General features: G+C 69.7%; 13 protein-coding genes and 1 pseudogene. 8 read left to right on the top strand and 6 right to left on the bottom strand.

Features of this window, described 5'->3' with window-relative positions:
- Positions 1 to 111 precede the first annotated feature (111 nt).
- The gene (locus GGQ96_RS18960; protein ID WP_184116942.1) at positions 112 to 825 is read right to left on the bottom strand and encodes a Crp/Fnr family transcriptional regulator; all 714 of its coding nucleotides are present in this window, start codon (positions 823 to 825) and stop codon (positions 112 to 114) included.
- 251 nt (positions 826 to 1076) lie between these two features.
- Between GGQ96_RS18960 and GGQ96_RS18955 the strand changes: the two genes are divergently transcribed.
- Positions 1077 to 1823 (top strand): Crp/Fnr family transcriptional regulator, encoded by a 747-nt coding sequence (locus GGQ96_RS18955; RefSeq protein ID WP_184116941.1) that lies wholly within the window; start codon positions 1077 to 1079, stop codon positions 1821 to 1823.
- A gap of 41 nt (positions 1824 to 1864) precedes the next feature.
- Here the strand turns inward: GGQ96_RS18955 and GGQ96_RS18950 are convergent, their stop codons facing one another.
- Positions 1865 to 2275 (bottom strand): glycine zipper 2TM domain-containing protein, encoded by a 411-nt coding sequence (locus GGQ96_RS18950; protein ID WP_184116940.1) that lies wholly within the window; start codon positions 2273 to 2275, stop codon positions 1865 to 1867.
- Positions 2276 to 2376: 101 nt separating this feature from the next.
- Positions 2377 to 4575 (bottom strand): TonB-dependent receptor, encoded by a 2199-nt coding sequence (locus tag GGQ96_RS18945; protein ID WP_246360731.1) that lies wholly within the window; start codon positions 4573 to 4575, stop codon positions 2377 to 2379.
- Between the two features lie 350 nt (positions 4576 to 4925).
- Here GGQ96_RS18945 and GGQ96_RS18940 point away from each other — a divergent pair, with 350 nt between their 5' ends.
- From GGQ96_RS18940 to GGQ96_RS21545, 6 genes and pseudogenes are all read left to right on the top strand, one after another.
- The gene (locus GGQ96_RS18940) at positions 4926 to 5693 is read left to right on the top strand and encodes an SDR family NAD(P)-dependent oxidoreductase (protein ID WP_343059132.1); all 768 of its coding nucleotides are present in this window, start codon (positions 4926 to 4928) and stop codon (positions 5691 to 5693) included.
- An 8-nt stretch (positions 5694 to 5701) separates the two neighbouring features.
- Complete coding sequence (locus GGQ96_RS18935; RefSeq protein WP_184116939.1) at positions 5702 to 6655, top strand: glycoside hydrolase family protein; 954 nt, start codon at positions 5702 to 5704, stop codon at positions 6653 to 6655.
- 44 nt (positions 6656 to 6699) lie between these two features.
- Entirely contained in the window at positions 6700 to 10740 is a 4041-nt protein-coding gene (locus tag GGQ96_RS18930) for a Pls/PosA family non-ribosomal peptide synthetase (protein ID WP_184116938.1), read from the top strand.
- Positions 10737 to 11309, top strand: a complete 573-nt coding sequence (locus GGQ96_RS18925; RefSeq protein ID WP_184116937.1) for a 4'-phosphopantetheinyl transferase superfamily protein — start codon at positions 10737 to 10739, stop codon at positions 11307 to 11309. Before GGQ96_RS18930 ends, GGQ96_RS18925 begins: the two co-directional genes overlap by 4 nt.
- A complete protein-coding gene (locus tag GGQ96_RS21550) occupies positions 11306 to 11548 on the top strand; it encodes a hypothetical protein (protein WP_246360730.1) in 243 nt (80 codons plus the stop codon). The genes GGQ96_RS18925 and GGQ96_RS21550 overlap by 4 nt, the downstream gene beginning before the upstream one ends.
- Positions 11549 to 11563: 15 nt before the next feature.
- Positions 11564 to 11839 (top strand): annotated as a pseudogene (locus GGQ96_RS21545) (GNAT family N-acetyltransferase); the annotation flags it as partial.
- Here the strand turns inward: GGQ96_RS21545 and GGQ96_RS18915 are convergent.
- Genes GGQ96_RS18915 through cobU form a run of 3 tightly spaced genes read right to left on the bottom strand, consistent with a single transcriptional unit; the run spans position 11836 to position 14123 of the window.
- The gene (locus GGQ96_RS18915; protein WP_184116936.1) at positions 11836 to 13068 is read right to left on the bottom strand and encodes a histidine-type phosphatase; all 1233 of its coding nucleotides are present in this window, start codon (positions 13066 to 13068) and stop codon (positions 11836 to 11838) included. The pseudogene GGQ96_RS21545 and the gene GGQ96_RS18915 sit on opposite strands and share 4 nt — an antisense overlap.
- A gap of 42 nt (positions 13069 to 13110) precedes the next feature.
- Positions 13111 to 13611 (bottom strand): GNAT family N-acetyltransferase, encoded by a 501-nt coding sequence (locus GGQ96_RS18910; RefSeq protein ID WP_343059130.1) that lies wholly within the window; start codon positions 13609 to 13611, stop codon positions 13111 to 13113.
- Entirely contained in the window at positions 13608 to 14123 is a 516-nt protein-coding gene (cobU, locus tag GGQ96_RS18905; RefSeq protein ID WP_184116935.1) for a bifunctional adenosylcobinamide kinase/adenosylcobinamide-phosphate guanylyltransferase, read from the bottom strand. Before cobU ends, GGQ96_RS18910 begins: the two co-directional genes overlap by 4 nt.
- A gap of 100 nt (positions 14124 to 14223) precedes the next feature.
- On the opposite strand from cobU, the gene GGQ96_RS18900 reads away from it, so the two are divergent.
- A complete protein-coding gene (locus GGQ96_RS18900; RefSeq protein WP_184116934.1) occupies positions 14224 to 16278 on the top strand; it encodes a carbon starvation CstA family protein in 2055 nt (684 codons plus the stop codon).
- Positions 16279 to 16285 lie beyond the last annotated feature (7 nt).

The following is a 16285-nucleotide window of genomic DNA, read 5'->3' as shown; positions in this document are numbered from 1 at the left end:
CGTTCTCGCCCGCTCCTCCTAGCGGCGAGTGATAGTCGTTATCAATAACAAAATGGCATGGGGAACGGATGTGGACAGGTCGCCGTCACCGAGCGGCGGCTCGTGCCCCGGTCAGCCGATGGCGATGCGCAACGCAGGTCGGGGCGCGGTCTGCGGCCGCAGCAGGGTGACGCGGCGACCGGCGCGTTCGATCACCCCCTCGGCCTGCAGCGCCATCAGCGTGCGATTGACATGGACGGAGGTCAGGCCGGTAGCGTCGCCGATCTCTTCCTGCGTCAGCGGCAGCACGATGCTGTCGCGCATCGCCAGCCCGGCGCGGCGGCACCGGTCCATCAGTTCGCCCAGCAAAGCCAACACCCGGCCGCGCGCGTCGCGCTTGCCCAGCGTGATGATCCAGTCCTGCGCGGCGGCGGCATCGGCCAGCGTCTCGTTCCACAGCGCGCGGGCGATCGCCGGATGCGCATCCGCCAGGCCGGTCAACGCCTTGTGCGGAATCTTCAGCAGTTCGACCGGGCCCAGCGCGCCGACCGTCTGATGCGCGCGGGGCAGCGCCTCGCTGCGCAGGCCGATGATGTCGCCCGGCACATAGAGGCCGGTGATCTGCCGCTGTCCGTCCGCCAAGATGCCGTGGCGCTGCGCGAAGCCCGACAGCAGGAACAGGCAGGGATGATCGTCCTGCCCCTCCTCGACCAGCCGGCGCCCGCGCCCGATCCGTTCCTCCTGGGCGGGCAGGGTCAGGATCGCCGCACGATCCCCCGGCTCCAAAGGCGCGAACCGCTCCAGCCGGCGGGTGAAGGACAGGAGCGGCGTGGTGGCAGGATGCATGATCGAACTCCCAAAGACGAATCAGGGATACCCGGCAGTCGGCATCACGCGCCGGATCGCTGCTGAACCCCATGGTAATCCATGTTTCCGCATTCCTCCATATTCGCTGCATCCAATGTTCGCTGACGTACATTGAAACAGGACTGCCGAATTTTAAGAAGCACACTGTCGTATAATCGTAATGCGGATCAGGATAATATTTGCTCGGCAACATTTGTTTTGTCAGGAATATTGGTGGATGGAGAGAACATATGTCTGGCCATGCCCAATCTTTTACGCGTAATGGCCTGTTGAGCCGGATGACGGCGACGGATTACGCCTTGCTGCAACCCGATCTGGAGCGGGTGGCGCTAACCCAGCGACAGGTGCTCGACGAGCCTGACCAGCCGGTCAACCACGTCTATTTCATCGAGCGCGGGATCGGATCGCTGATCGCGGTGCAGGAGGATGGCAGCGAGATCGAGGTCGGGCTGTTCGGCTATGAGGGACTGTACGGAGTGTCCGCAATCCTCCGTGCCGACCGGTCACCGCTCCGGTCGGTGATCCAATTGGGTGACGGCAGTGCGCTGCGCATCTCCAGTGCCGCGCTGGCCGCGGCTTGCGACCGTAGCGTCGCGTTGCGCACCCTGCTGCTCCGCTATGTCCAGTCGACGATCGTACAGACCGCGCAGACAGCGGCGTCGAACGCGCAATATGCGCTGCCCGAACGGCTCGCCCGCTGGCTGCTGATGTGCCATGACCGCAGCGAGGGCGACGAAATGACGCTGACCCATGAATTTCTGTCGGTGATGCTCGCCGTGCGCCGATCGGGCGTGACCGTGACGCTGCACCTGCTGGAAGGCACGGGCGCGGTGCGGGGGACGCGCGGTCTGATCACGGTGCGCGACCGCGCCCGGCTGGAGGAGATCGCGGGCGATTCCTATGGCCGGGCGGAGGCGGAATATCGACGGCTGGTCGGCCCGTTCGGGCGCGGCGCGGCGGCGGCCGGATCGGCCTGACCGGCCCGCGCGGGCAAGCGCACGGGCCGGTTGGCAGCGGTTCAACGGCAGCCCTGGCTGCGCTCGATCTCGCGCCCCGCCAGCGCGCCGACGCCCGCGCCGACGATCAGGCCGGTCGTGCTCGGCGCGTTGTAGCGGCCGCCGCGCCCGATCTCGCGACCAAGCAGGCCGCCGACCACCGCGCCCAGCACGCCGCCGGTCGTGCCGCCGGTGCGGCAGCGGCGGTCATAGCCGGTGCGACGCCAGTCGCGGCGATAGCCGTCGTCGCGATAGTCGCGATAGCCACGCGCGTCATAGCCCCGGTCGTAATAGCCGCGGTCATAGCCCCGCGTGTCGTAGCTGCGATCATAATAGCCGCGGCCATAATAGTCCTGCGCCATGGCGGGGGTGGCCGAGACACCTGCGATCGCCACGCCGGCAACCGCGAGGACTTGCGTGACAGTCTTGAACATCGATCGTCTCCCTATGGGCGATGACGAACGATTACGCCGATTCGGCTGTGGCGAGGCTGAACCGGGCTGGCAGCTTCCGTTCAGCCTTGAATGGCAAGCGGTTAGAAGGTCTTGGCCACACCGACGAAGAACCCGCGCCGTGGGCCATATTGCGGTGCGCCGACGCCCACGCCGGTCCCGTCGCGGATTTCGTATTTGTGATCGAGCGCGTTGATGACGTCGAAGCGGATGTCGAGGTTCGGCCCCGCCAGATGCTGGCTCGCGGTCAGGTTGAACTGCGCATAGGGCGGCAGCTTGGCGCCGTTCGGGACATTGTTGGCCGCGTCGTCGCGGCGCAGGCCCGAGCCATAGATCATGCTGCCGCCCAGCTTCGTGCCCCCGCCAAAGGCATAGGAGACGCCCGCCGAGCCGGTGAAGCTCTGGTCATGGTCGAGATAGATGAAGCGCCGGGCGATGTAATCGAGATCGTCCTGGCCGAAGCTGAATTGGCTGGAGACGATGTCGCGCCCCTTGGCTTTGGCCGCGGCGAAATTGGCGTAGGCGAGCAGGCCGCCGCGCGCATAGCTGACATTCGCCTCGATCCCGCCGATCCGGCCCTGGGCGTAGTTGAACGGGGTCAGGATGATCGGCGCGCCGAACTGCCCCTCGTCGATCAGGTTCTTCGAGATGCGGTAATAGGCGTCGATGCCGTAGGTGAGATAGCGGCTGAGCCTCGCCTGGAAGCCGGCGTCGAAATAATCCTGCCGCTCGGCATAGGGAACGGTGTTGGTGGTGACCGCGGGATAGGCGCTGGTGCCGATGAACTTGGCGATGCTGGTGGTGGCGACCAGCTCGAAGGGGGGCGGCACGAAATAGCGGGCATAGCCGGCATGGAGCGTATAGATGTCGCCCGGCTGCCAGACCAGATTGGCCCGCGGCGACACCTGGCCCTCGCGTCGATAGCCGTTATAGAGGTCGTAGCGCGCGCCGTAGTTGAGCGTCAGCCTGGGAAGCAGCTTCCATTCGTCCTGAAGGTACCCGCTGAAGCTGGTCGCGGTCTTGCCGCCATGGTCGGGTATCGCGATCGGCGCGCCTGTCTGCGCTCCGCTGTCGTCGACGGGGAAGACGTGGGTGGTGGTGTCGCTGGTCGACCGGTCGCGCGTGACCAGCAGGCCGCTGCGCAGCGTATGGGCCGTGCCCAGATGGTAGACGGCGTCGACCTGGCCGCCGATCGCGACATCCTGCTTATACGCCTGCTGCGCCTGCCCGTTGAACAGCAATTCGCCCAGGATGTCGGGCCGGTAGCGTAGCGACGAATAGCGCGCGAACAGCGAGGCCTGCACGGTCAGCGGCTCGGCATCGTGGAGGATCGCGATCTGGCCGAAGCCGGTCTTCTCGAGCTGCGTCTCGTCGAGCGTGTCGCTGGGGTATGCCGTCTGCCCGTTCACGCTCCAGCCGGCGCCCGGCTGCTGCCCGACCGGGTCGGGGATCTGGAACCACTGATTGGAATAGCCGCCGACGAAGGACAGGCGGTTCTGCGCGTCCAGGATATGGTCGACATAGGTGAAGGCCTGATACTGGTCGGTATGGTCATGGACCGGGTTCGAGCGGCCGTCGACGCTCTCGATGCCCAGGCCGCTGTGCCGGTAATCGCCGGAAACGAAGTAGTTGGTGCGGCCGGTCGAGCCGCCATAGGTCAGGCTGGGCTGGATCGTGTCGTGGCTGCCGCCATAGAGCGAGGCGGTGCCGCCGGTGTCGAACAGGCCGCTTTTGGTCGTGATGTCGATGATCCCGGCGGTGCGCAGGCCATATTGCGCCGGCAGTGCCCCGGTCAGGATGTTGACCTTGTCGATCAGGCGCGGCGACAGCGTCTGCCCGAACACCGCCAGCCCCTCGGGCAGGATGGTGCCGTTGATGCGGTATTGCAGGCCGTTATGGTCGTCGCGGACGTGGAACTGGCCGAAACCATCCTGCACGACGCCGGGGGCCTGGAGCAGGATCTGGTTGAACGGCTGGTTCTCGCCGCCGGGCAGCGCCTTGATCGTGGCGCTGGTGATCTCGTAGTTCGACGCGCCCAGGCTGGGCTGGATATGCTCGCGCGCCGTGTCGAGCCGTCGGGCGGTGACGACGATGTCCGGCGGGGTGCCGGCCGGACCCTGCCCAGCGGCCATGTCTGCCGAGGCCGCCGTGTCCGCCGTGGTCGGGTCCTGGCTGGGCACGCCGCGCGTCTGCGCCAGGGCGGCCTGGCCCGGCGCGGTCAGGGCGATGGCGGCGGTAAGGGCCGTCGGGGCGACATGGCGGAAAAGCGGGGAAACGCGCATCGGCGACTCTCAATGTTACTTTGTATCGGACAGATTGTGCATCGCGGCACGACCGATCGCTGGCAAGATGGCGGGCGCAAGATGAGCGATTTGTCACGAGACTGACGGAAAAACCCCATGTCGGAACGTGCATCGGACAAGACCGGCAGGACATAGATTTCCGTATTCTGATGAAGGACTTGATCGATCGAGGCGAACATCTGTCCACGACCTGGCCGGAGCGGACCGCCAAGCCTCCCGTCTTGGGCGACGCCGGCCGATGTTCAAGAATCGGCCCTGGCGGCGGCGTGCCGATGAACTAATGTCGATCAACATTCGTTACGCGGGTTCAACGGTTGAAGGAGGCGAGGGTGGCGGAGAGGACCGTGATCGTGACGGGAGCCGAGTCGGGGATAGGCGCGGCCTGTGCCGAGGCGTTCGGCGCAACGGGGGCGCGGGTCGCGATCCTGTTCTACCAGGACCAGGCGGCGGCCGACGCGACGGCGGCGGCGGTGACCAGGGCGGGCGGCACGGCGATGACCGTGCAGGCGCATGTCGACGACGAAGCCTCGGTCGACCGGGCCTTTGGGGCGGTGGAGGCGGCCTGGGGACCGGCGGCGGTGCTGGTCAATTCGGCGGGGCTCAACATGTCAGGCGTGACCGTGCGCGACATGACGCTGGCGCAGTGGCGGCGGCTGCTCGACACCGACCTGACCGGTGCGTTCCTGACCTCGCGCCGGTTCCTGACCGGGCGGGGGACCGCGCCGGGCGATGCCGCGATCCTGCACATCTCCTCGATCCATGCCTATGCGGTGCGCGCGGGCGGCGCCGATTATTGCGCGGCCAAGGGCGGCCTGTCCAACCTGGTCGAGACGCTGGCGATCGAGGAAGCGCCGCGCGGCATCCGCGTCAACGCGATCGAGCCGGGCATGATCCTGACGCCGATGAACGCGCGCGCCGAGCGCGACGACGCCTATCGCCGCACGCTGGAGCAGAACATCCCGCTCGGCCGGGCCGGTCAGCCGGCGGAGGTGGCGGACCTCGCCGTCTTCCTGGCGTCCGACCGGGCGCGCTACATCACCGGCGCGCGGATCGTGATCGATGGCGGTCTGTCGCTGATGCAGGCCCTGGGCGCATGAGCGCGGGGATGCGCGCGCGCCAATCCACCGCCGATCCGCATCGCAAGGATGCGGTGGTCGACGTGCCCTTCGACCTCGACTTCAACGTCAAGCGGATCGAGGCGGTGACGCTGGACGGTCCGGCCGCGCTGATGGCGCGCGACCTGATGAGCCCCTATGTCTGGCGCGAGGCCGATGGCCGCTGGGGCCTGATGGTGCGCGCGGTGGTGAAGCCGGGCGAGACGCTGACCGATACCGGCGTGATCTGGGCGGGATGGAGCGACGACGGCCGCCACTTCACCATGCTGGACGCGCCCGCGATCGTGCCGGGTCCGGACGATCACGATGCCGGCGGGGTCGAGGACCCGACCGTGGTGCGCGGGCCGGACGGGTACATCGTCTATTATTCGGGCGTGCTGGCCGATCATTCGCACGGCGAGCTGTCCTATGCCGCCGGCCCGTCGCTCGACCGGCTGGTGAAGAGCGGCGTCGCGCTCGCCTCGTCCAAGTCGGAGGGCAATACCAAGGAGGCGACGGTCGACCGCACCGCGGACGGGCGCTGGCGGCTGTTCTACGAATATGCCGCCGACGATGCGTCGCGCATCGGTCTGGCGATCGGCGCGGATGTGGCGGGACCCTGGGACGAACAGCCCACCCCGTTCATGCCGCGCGAGAATAGCTGGGACGACTGGCATTTATCCACAGGGCCGCTGCTGACCGACGATCCGGCGCGGCCGGTGATGTTCTACAATGGCGCGACGCGCGACGCGCGCTGGCGGATCGGCTGGGTGGCGTTCGACGACCATTACACCCGCGTTGTCGCGCGCGGCATCGAGCCGCTGGTCCTGCCGCCGCCGGCCGATGACCGTGGTGCGACCGATATCGCCTTCGCCGCCTCGGTGGTGGTCGAGGGCGGCAGGATCTGGCTCTATTATTCGCTGGAGGACCGGCGGCTCGCCCGCGCGCTGATCCGGCGCAGCTAGGCCCGTCGTCGCCCGTCCAACTTATCCACAGGACCGTTCAGCCGATGCCAGCGGAAACGCCGCTTCTCACCGACCCTGCCACGCCGCCCGGCCGCCAGGCGCCGCCGAGCATCCAGGCCCCGATCGCCCCCGCGCCGGAACTGCGCCCCGGCGCGCCCTATGCCCGCGACGAACTGCTCCACGAGCTGTTCGACGCCACCGTCCGCGACCATGGCCCGGCCACCGCGCTGACGCTGATCGGCGCGGACGAGGAATATGGCCGGGTGACGGCATGGACCTATGACATGCTGGCGCGGCGCAGCCTGTCGTTGGCGCATCGGCTGCGGGCGATGGGAATCGGCCGGGGCGACCGGGTGGTGCTGTGCCTGCCGCGGGGGCTGGACCAGTATATGGCGATCCTGGGCGTCCTGCGCGCGGGCGCCGCCTATGTGCCGGTCGACTGGGGTTATCCACAGGATCGCATCGCGTTCATCGTCGAGGACAGCGGCGCGGCGCTGACCATCACGGTCGCGGGTCGCGCCGGGGAGATCGGCGGGCGGACGCTGGCGATCGACGCCGAGCTGGGCGATCTGGCCGCCGAGCCGCCGCTGCCGCTGCCGCGCGACGCGACGGGGTCGGACCCGCAGGACCTGGCCTATATCATCTACACCTCGGGCACGACCGGCCGGCCCAAGGGGGTGATGATCACCCATGCCAATGCCTGCCACCTGGTCCGATCCGAAAGCGCGATCCTGGCGCTGGACCCGGCCGACATTGTGTTCGGCGGGTTCAGCCTGGCCTTCGACATGTCGGTCGAGACGATGTGGAGCGCCTTCTTCGTCGGCGCGACGCTGCTGGTCGCGACGGAGGCGCTGGCGTCGAGCGGTCCCGACGTGGCGATCGCGCTGGCGGCGGAGGGGACGACGATCTGGCATGTCGTCCCCTCGCTGATCGCGCTGGTCGAGCATCCGGTGCCAAGCCTGCGCCTGATCAACATGGGCGGCGAGGCCTGTCCGCCCGACCTGCCGCGCCGGCTGGCGCGTCCGGGGTTGCGCCTGCTCAACACCTATGGCCCGACCGAGACGTCGGTGACCGCGACCTGGACCGAGGTGCATCCCGGCCAGCGCATCACCATCGGCAAGCCCCTGCCCGGCTATACAGCCTGGATCGTGGACGACCATCTGCAGCCGGTCGCGGCGGGGCAGGAGGGCGAACTGGTGATCGGCGGCCCAGGCGTCGGCGTCGGGTACGTCAACCGACCCGACCTGACCGCCGAGAAGTTCACCACGACGCCGTTCGACACCGTGTCGGGCGGGCCGGAGCGGATCTATCGCTCGGGCGACCTCGTCCGGCTGGACGCGGCAGGCGACATCGACTTTGTCGGGCGGATCGACACGCAGGTCAAGATTCGCGGCTTCCGCGTCGAGCTCGCCGAGATCGAGGCGGTGATCGGCGAGGCGCCGGGCGTGGCGCAGGCGGTCGTGCATCTGTTCAACGATGCCGATGGCGCGGAATTCCTGGCCGCGTTCATCGTCGCGCGCAGCGGCGAGACGGTCGACATAGGCGGCGTCAAGGCGCGGGTGACCGAGCGGTTGCCCAACTACATGCGCCCGGCCGCCTATCAGATGATGGCCGCGCTGCCGACGCTGCCCGCCTCGGGCAAGGTCGACCGCAAGGCGCTGGTCAAGCCCGAGGTGACCGTCGACACCGGCCGCGCGGTCGCGCCGCCGGCGACGCCGATGGAAGAGGTGCTCCACCGCATCTGGGCCGAGGCGTTCGCGCCGCAGCCCGTCTCGGTGCTGGACGACCTGTTCGAGGACCTGGGCGGCCATTCGCTGAAGGCGGCGCGGCTGGTGTCGGCGGCGCGCAAGGTGCCGGGGCTGGCAGGCCTGTCGCTGGAGGACGTCTATGCCGCCCCCACCATCCGCGCGCTGGCGCAGCGGATCGGCGGCGCGGCCCCGGTCGCGCTGCTGGAGGAGGACAGCTTCCACCGCGTGCCCGAATGGCAGCGCTGGCTGTGCGTCGCGGCGCAGACGCTGGCGCTGATCCCGATCTACACGCTGGCGGGCCTGCAATGGTTCACGCCCTATATCGCCTATACGCATCTGGCGGCGCGGATGAGCCGGATCGACGCGCTGATCCTCAGCGCCTTGTTCTTCACCATCGTGCCGGTCGCCTCCATGTTCCTGTCGATCGCGGCGAAATGGCTGATCGTCGGGCGGTTCAAGGCGGGCGATTACCCCTTGTGGGGCAGCTATTACTTCCGCTGGTGGCTGGTGCGGCGGATCATCGCGGTGACCGCGACGCCCTATATCGCCGGCACGCCGATGATCCGGGGCTATTACCGGATGCTGGGCGCCAGGATCGGCAAGCGCGCCTATCTCGGCACCGGGGTGATCGACACAGCCGACCTGTTCGCCTGCGGCGACGACGCGATCGTGAGCGACCAGGCAGTGATGGCGACCAGCGCGGTCGAGCGCGGGCTGCTGCGGCTCGGCCGGGTGACGCTGGGCGACCGGGCGTTCGTGGGGTCGCAGGCGGTGGTCGGCCGCGACGCCCGGCTGGAGGCGGATGCGATTCTCGACGACATGTCGGCGCTGCCGGCGGAGATGGTGGTGCCCGCGCGCGAGCGCTGGACCGGATCGCCCGCCCGCTTCGCCGCGGCGGTCGAGCCGGCCATGGTCGCGGGCAGGACCGGCGGGCTCGGCCCGTCGCTGGGGCTGCTGGTCGGCGCGCTGCTGCTGCCGATCCTGGCCATCCTGCCGATCGCGCCGGGCCTGATCGCGCTGATCGAGCTCGACTGGGCGACGACCGGCTATGCCTATATGCTGGTCTCGCCGCTGCTCGCCGTCACCTATGTGGTCATGATGTGCGTGCTGACCGTGCTGGCCAAGCGCCTGATCCTGGGCCGGGTGTCGCCCGGCATCTACCGGTTGGGCAGCTGGTTCTACGTTCGCTATTGGATGGTCAAGCAGATCAACGACCTGGCGCTCAGGCTGCTGCACCCGATCTTCGCGACCCTCTATGTCATCCCCTGGTACCGGGCGCTGGGCGTGAAGGTCGGCCGACGGGCGGAGATTTCCACCGCCAGCGCGATCGTCCCCGATCTGGTGGAGATCGGGCCGGAAAGCTTCATCGCCGACTCGGTCATCTTCGGTGCCGCGAAGATCGGCCATGGCACGATCGAGCTGGCGCATACCCGGATCGGCCGGCGCAGCTTCATCGGCAATTCGGCGCTGTTGCCGAGCGGCGCGCAGATCGGCGACGAGGTGCTGATCGGCGTCCTGTCCAAGCCGCCCGAGGACCCGGCGCTGGCCATGGAAGCGGGTAGCACCTGGTTCGGATCGCCCGCGTTCAAGCTGCCGGTGCGCCAGGTCGCGACGATGTTCGACGAGGGCGCGCGCTTCAATCCCTCGCGCGGGCTGATCGCCACCCGCCTGTCGATCGAGGCGATCCGCGCCACCCTGTCGCTGACCGCCTTCCTGGTGTTCTTCAGCCTGTTGCTGTCGATCGTCGGCGACCTGGACGATCTGGAGCGCGGCGGGCTGGTGATCGTGACGGCCTTCCCCTTCCTCTATATCGGCTTCTGCCTGGCTTGCGGGGCGTTCGTGCTGGCGCTCAAATGGCTGGTGGTCGGCCGCTACACCGCCACTACCGCGCCCTTGTGGAGCACCTTTGTCTGGCGCACCGAGCTGGTCACCGCGACCTATGAGAATCTGGCGGTCGCCAACCTGCTGGAGCCGCTGCGCGGCACGCCCTGGATCGGCCTCTACCTGCGGTTGATGGGGGCGACGATCGGCAAGCGCTGCTATATCGACACCACCGACCTGACCGAGCACGACCTGGTGACGATCGGCGACGATGTCGCGCTCAACGACTATGCGGGTCTCCAGACGCACCTGTTCGAGGATCGGGTGATGAAGGTCGGCGCGATCACCGTCGGCGACCGCGCGACGATCGGCTCGCTCGCCATCGTCCTCTACGACGCGGAGGTCGGCGCGGACGCGCAGCTCGGCGACCTGTCGGTGGTGATGAAGGGCGAGACGTTACCCGACGGCACCAATTGGGAAGGTAGCCCGGCGCGGATCGTCACCGGGGCCGCGTGAGTCCGATCTGGCATGACGGGCCGTTGGCGGCGCTCGACTGGGATGGCGCGGCGCCGGTGGCCTGGCGCATCGCCGATCCGGGGCGGGGGCGACGCCAGCCTCTGGTCGCCGCGCTGCTCGGCCGGCTCAGCGGCGACGCGGCCGACGCCATCCGCCTCGCCCGCGATGCGGCGGGCGCGCCTTTTGTGGCCCATCCGCCCGGCTGGCATGTCAGCCTGGCGGGGCGCGGCGACTGTTGCCTGATCGGCGCGGCGCGGTGCCGGATCGCGGTCGATCGCGAGCTGGTCGACGGCCAACCGCCGCTCTGGGACATGCTGACGGCCGGGGAGACGCGCGACCTGCGCCACCTGCCGGTCGCAGACCAGCCCCGCGCGTGGCTGCGCCGCTGGACGATCAAGGAGGCGCACGCCAAGCTGGTCGGCACGCCGCGCCGCCTCGCGCCCGAGACGATCGACACGCGGCTGATCGATCGGGTCCGCGCCACTGCGAATTGCAAAGGCCGCTCCGACTGCTGGACACGCGACAGCGGCGATGCGATCGAGACCCTGGCTGTGTGGAGCGCCGCATGACCGACCTTGCCGTCCGCCCCTATGCCGATACCGATCGCGACGCGGTGCTGGCGATCTTCGACGGCAATGAAGACGGCTATTTCGGCGCGGGCGACCGGCTATGGCTGGCGGAGACGCTGGACGCGCCGGACGGCCCCGCCTTCGTCGTCGCGGTGGACGGCGCGGCGGCAGCGTTCGGCGGCTATGAGGTCTGGGACCATTACAACAAGGCGCTGCTCTATTGGGGCATGGCGGCGTGACGCTGGCATGGCTGCGGCCTCGGCCGGCTGCTGCTGTTCGAGCGGTTGCTGCACGTCGCCACCCGCGCCGACCCGCCGACCCGCTATGTCACCGTCGACACCTCGCCCCGGGTCGCGCCCTTCTTCCGCCGCTGCGGCTTCGAAGAGACGGCAGTGTGGCCGGAGGGCTATCGCTCCGGCATGACGATGCACGAGCTCCGCTTCGACCTGGCCGCCACGACGCCGGCGGCCCTGAGCGCGCAACGCGACGCGGCGCTGGCGGCGGCGGTGGCGGCGATCACAGGACGTTAGGACCCCTGCGCCGGTCGCGCCACCAGCGGCGCGAGGCGGGCGCGGAGCAGGCGTTCGAAGGTCGGGAGCGGGCAGAGCGTGGCGCAGCCCTTCACGGTCAGCGGCGTCACCGCCACTTCGGGCGATAGCGCGCGCAAGCCGTCCAGCGGCTGCGCCTGATAGGCGGCACGGACATAGCGCGCACCCGAACGCGGGTCGCGATACCGTTCCAGCAGGATCGCGCCGCCGGGGGCGACGTCATTCGGCGCATAGCCAGGCGCGGTGAGGTCGACGCCCAGCGCCGCGCCCAATGCGGTGACGTTGGTGTCGTGGCCGACCAGCAGGTCGAGCGCGGGGCCGTCCGTCCGGGTCAGCGCGGCGAGCATATGGTCGGCCAGCGCCGCCGCCTGATGCGCGGCCATATAGGGGGAGCGGGTGAACACGTCGAACAGGGCGGCATGAAGCGTGCCCAGCCGCGCGATCGTCCGGGCGTCGGCGCGGCCCCAGCCGACCTGGGCCTTCGGCATCCCTTGCGCATATTGCAGCAGCAGCACCTGCGCGATGCCCGATGTGCTGCGGATCGGCCCCGACAGGTCGATGCCCCGCCCGTCCGCCGAGGGGCGCAGGCCGGGCGCGCCGCCGCCGGTGCAGCCGCGCGGGTCGCCGCAGTCGAGCACCCGGTCGAGCAGGCGGATCGCCGGCCGGTGGCGCGCGGCGAGCGCCGCCATGCCGCCGGTATAGCGGTCGATCGCGGCGACGGCGGCGCGCGCGTCGAAGGCGGTGACGCCGGCGCGTAGCGGCTCGAACAATGGATCGGCCTGGTCCGCGCCCAGATGATCCACCGCGATGCCGCAACCGGGCGCGAAGCCGGCGGCAAAGGAATCGCCGCTCTGGACGGTGCGGATCGCGGTGTTGCTGTGGATGCGGATCGTGCCCGGCCGCGGACAGCCGGTGGCGGGGAACAGACCGGCCTTGGCCCAGCGGCGGCGGTCGAACCGGCCGAGCAGCGTCATCGCGCGCGCACCATGCGGCGTCACCTGGCTTTCCGGCAGCGGCCAGCGCGGCCAGGGCGCGGCGCTCCGCGTGTCGCCAGGCACCTCGCCCTCCAGCGGCACGCGCACGCCGTGCCGCATCAGCACCACCGCGCGGTCGAGCACCAGATGGTGGCGCGCGGAGGCGGCCATGACGGGCGGGGACAGGCCCGCGATGGCGGCGAGCAGGAGAGGCAGGCGCGGAAGGAAGCGGATCATCGCGCGGCGGTTAGCCAGCGGATCGGACAGTTTCGTGACTCCCTACAGGCGGCGGAACATGACCAGCGCATCGACCTCCCGCCCGTCCGGCCGCCGGAACGCGCCCGGCAGCGTGCCGACGATCGCGAAGCCCAGCGCCAGCCACAGCCGCACCGCGCGTTCGTTGCTGGCGACGACGAAGTTGAACTGCATCGCCCGGAAGCCCATCGCCCGCGCCTGGTCCAGCGAATGCTCCGCCATCGCCCGGCCGACCCCCCGTCCGCCGGCGCCCGGCGCAGTCATATAGCCGGCATTGGCGACATGCGCGCCGCCGCCCGCCTGGTTGGCGCGCAGATAGTAGCTGCCCAGGATGCGCCCGTCCCGCTCGGCGACGAAGCCGGTCTTGTCCGGCCCCAGCCAATAGGCCAGCGCCGCCGCCTCGGTCATCGCCGGGTCGAGCGCATAGGTCTCGCCCGCGCGGATCACCGGCATCAGGATGGCAGACAAGGCGGCCTGGTCTTCCGGCCGCACCGGGCGGAGGCGGAGCGGCGTGGTTCCGGTCACTTCAGCACCATGGGCAGGCCCGCGACGACCAGTTCGACTCGGTCGGCGGTGGCGGCGACGCGCTGGTTGACGATGCCGGCCAGGTCGCGGAACCGGCGCGCCAGCGCATTGTCGGGCACGATCCCCCAGCCCACCTCGTTCGACACCAGCAGCACGCGCCCCCGGGCGGCGGCCAGGGCGTCGCAGAGCGCGTCCAGCGCCGGGTCGAGCGGGTGCTCGGCGAGCAGCAGGTTGGAGGTCCACAGCGTCAGGCAGTCGACCAGTAGCACCGCGTCCGGTCCGTCGGCCGCGGTGATCGCCGCGGCCAGCGCGACCGGCGCCTCCACCGTGGACCAGCGTGCGTCGCGATCGGCGCGGTGCCGGTCTATCCGGTCGCGCATCTCCGCGTCGAAGCCTTGCGCGGTGGCGATGAAGACGCGCCGCGTCGCCGTCGCCGCTTCCGCGAGCGCTTGCGCCCGCCGGCTCTTGCCCGATCGAGCGCCGCCCAGCACCAGGGTCACACCCTTTGTCATCGGTTCCATCCTCGGCTTTTCCAGCGCAGCATGTACAAAGCCTCGCCTTGTCCGTCATGGCCCGCTAGACCGGACGCGACAAGCGATCGGGAGGGCGCGCATGAACAAGCATTGGCCGTGGATCATGCTGGGGCTGGTCGGCGCCGCCTGCCTGGCGGTGGTCGCCTCCGCGCGGGGGGAGCCGATCAACGCGCTCTGGATCGTCGCGGCGGCGCTGTCGGTGTATCTGATCGCCTATCGCTATTATGCCCGATTCATCGCCGGCCGCGTGTTCGGCCTCGACCCGGCGCGCGCGACCCCGGCGGTGCGGCGCGCCGACGGGCTGGACTATGTCGCCACCGACCGGCGCGTGCTGTTCGGCCACCATTTCGCCGCGATCGCGGGCGCGGGGCCGCTGGTCGGGCCGGTGCTGGCGGCGCAGATGGGCTATCTGCCCGGCACCTTGTGGATCCTGGCGGGCGTGGTGCTGGCCGGCGCGGTGCAGGACTTCGCCGTGCTGTTCATCTCGATGCGCCGCGACGGCCGGTCGCTGGGCGAACTGATCCGGATGGAGATGGGCGCGGTGGCCGGCACGATCGCGCTCATCGGCGCGTTCATGATCATGGTCATCATCCTGGCGGTGCTGGCGCTGATCGTGGTGCGCGCGCTGGCCGAAAGCCCCTGGGGCATGGTGACGGTGGCGGCGACGGTGCCGCTGGCGATGCTGATGGGCGCCTATACCCGCTGGGTCCGCCCCGGCGCGATCGGCGAGGTGTCGCTGCTCGGCTTCGTCGGGCTGATCGGCGCGATCTTCGCCGGGCAATGGGTGTCGCTGCATCCCGTGCTGGCGCCGATGTTCACCTTCACGCCGGTGCAGCTCTGCTTCATCCTGATCGTCTACGGCGCGGTCGCCTCGGTGCTGCCGGTCTGGCTGCTGCTCGCGCCGCGCGACTATCTATCGACCTTCCTCAAGATCGGCGCGATCGCCGCGCTGGCGATCGGCATCGTCGTGATGGCCCCGCCGCTCCGGATGCCGGCGCTGACCGCCTTCGCCTCGACCGGGGCGGGACCGGTCTGGGCGGGGCCGCTCTTTCCCTTCCTGTTCATCACCATCGCCTGCGGCGCGGTGTCGGGGTTCCATGCGCTGATCGCCAGCGGCACCACCCCCAAGCTGATCGCCAGCGAGGCGGATGCGCCGTTCATCGGATATGGCGCGATGCTGATGGAAAGCGCGGTGGCGATCATGGCGCTGGTCGCGGCCTCGATCCTCGACCCCGGCGTCTATTTCGCGATGAACGCGCCCGCCGCGCTGCTCGGCACCGATCCCGCCAGCGCGGCGGCGGCGGTGACCGCGATGGGCTTCCCCGTCACGCCCGACACGCTGGCGCAGACCGCGCGCGACGTGGGCGAGGCGACGATCATCAGCCGCACCGGCGGCGCGCCGACCCTGGCGGTGGCGATGGCGGAAATCTTCAGCCACGCGGTCGGCGGCGCAGGCATGAAGGCCTTCTGGTATCATTTCGCCATCCTGTTCGAGGCGCTGTTCATCCTGACCGCGGTCGATGCCGGCACCCGCGCCGGCCGCTTCATGCTCCAGGACCTGATCGGCCTGGCCAGCCCGCGCTTCCGGGAGGGCAAGGGCGCGGCGGGCCTGGTCGCGACCGCCTTGTGCGTCGCGGCCTGGGGCTTCTTCCTCTATCAGGGCGTCACCGATCCCCTGGGCGGGGTGAACACGCTGTGGCCGTTGTTCGGCATCTCCAACCAGATGCTGGCGGCGGTGGCGCTGATGCTGGCGACCGTGGTGCTGTTCCGGATGAAGCGCGAGCGCTTCGCGTGGGTGACGATGGCGCCGGCCGGCTGGCTGCTGCTGTGCACGGGCACCGCCGGCCTGATGAAGCTGTTCCACCCCGATCCCAAGGTCGGCTTCCTCGCCCATGCCCGGCGCTTCGCCGACGCGGCGGCGCGGGGCGAGGTGCTCGGCCCCGCCAAGACCATGGGCGATATGCAGCGGATCGTGATGAACGACCGGATCGACGCCGCGCTGTGCGCGCTGTTCCTGGCGGTGGTCGCGGCGATCCTGGTCTATGCGGTCAGGACCTGCCGCGCCGCCCGTGCGCTGCCCCGGCCAAGCGTGACCGAGGTGCCGCCGGCCATGGCCCTGGTCCCGGCGGAATGAGCGTGCC

It is taken from the genome of Sphingomonas abaci, from assembly GCF_014199625.1.
GTDB classification, from domain to species: Bacteria; Pseudomonadota; Alphaproteobacteria; order Sphingomonadales; family Sphingomonadaceae; genus Sphingomonas; species Sphingomonas abaci.
The sequence above is the reverse complement of the archived record's forward strand: the minus strand, read 5'-3'. Positions and strand labels throughout refer to the sequence as shown.

Bases quoted from the DNA above. Each gene is read 5' to 3' on its own strand.
- GGQ96_RS18950 (WP_184116940.1), bottom strand. From the start codon at position 2,275: ATGTTCAAGACTGTCACGCAAGTCCTCGCGGTTGCCGGCGTGGCGATC.
- GGQ96_RS18960 (WP_184116942.1), bottom strand. From the start codon at position 825: ATGCATCCTGCCACCACGCCGCTCCTGTCCTTCACCCGCCGGCTGGAG.
- GGQ96_RS18900 (WP_184116934.1), top strand. From the start codon at position 14,224: ATGAACAAGCATTGGCCGTGGATCATGCTGGGGCTGGTCGGCGCCGCC.
- cobU (WP_184116935.1), bottom strand. From the start codon at position 14,123: ATGACAAAGGGTGTGACCCTGGTGCTGGGCGGCGCTCGATCGGGCAAG.
- GGQ96_RS18945 (WP_246360731.1), bottom strand. From the start codon at position 4,575: ATGCGCGTTTCCCCGCTTTTCCGCCATGTCGCCCCGACGGCCCTTACC.
- GGQ96_RS18955 (WP_184116941.1), top strand. From the start codon at position 1,077: ATGTCTGGCCATGCCCAATCTTTTACGCGTAATGGCCTGTTGAGCCGG.
- GGQ96_RS21550 (WP_246360730.1), top strand. From the start codon at position 11,306: ATGACCGACCTTGCCGTCCGCCCCTATGCCGATACCGATCGCGACGCG.
- GGQ96_RS18935 (WP_184116939.1), top strand. From the start codon at position 5,702: ATGCGCGCGCGCCAATCCACCGCCGATCCGCATCGCAAGGATGCGGTG.
- GGQ96_RS18915 (WP_184116936.1), bottom strand. From the start codon at position 13,068: ATGATCCGCTTCCTTCCGCGCCTGCCTCTCCTGCTCGCCGCCATCGCG.
- GGQ96_RS18930 (WP_184116938.1), top strand. From the start codon at position 6,700: ATGCCAGCGGAAACGCCGCTTCTCACCGACCCTGCCACGCCGCCCGGC.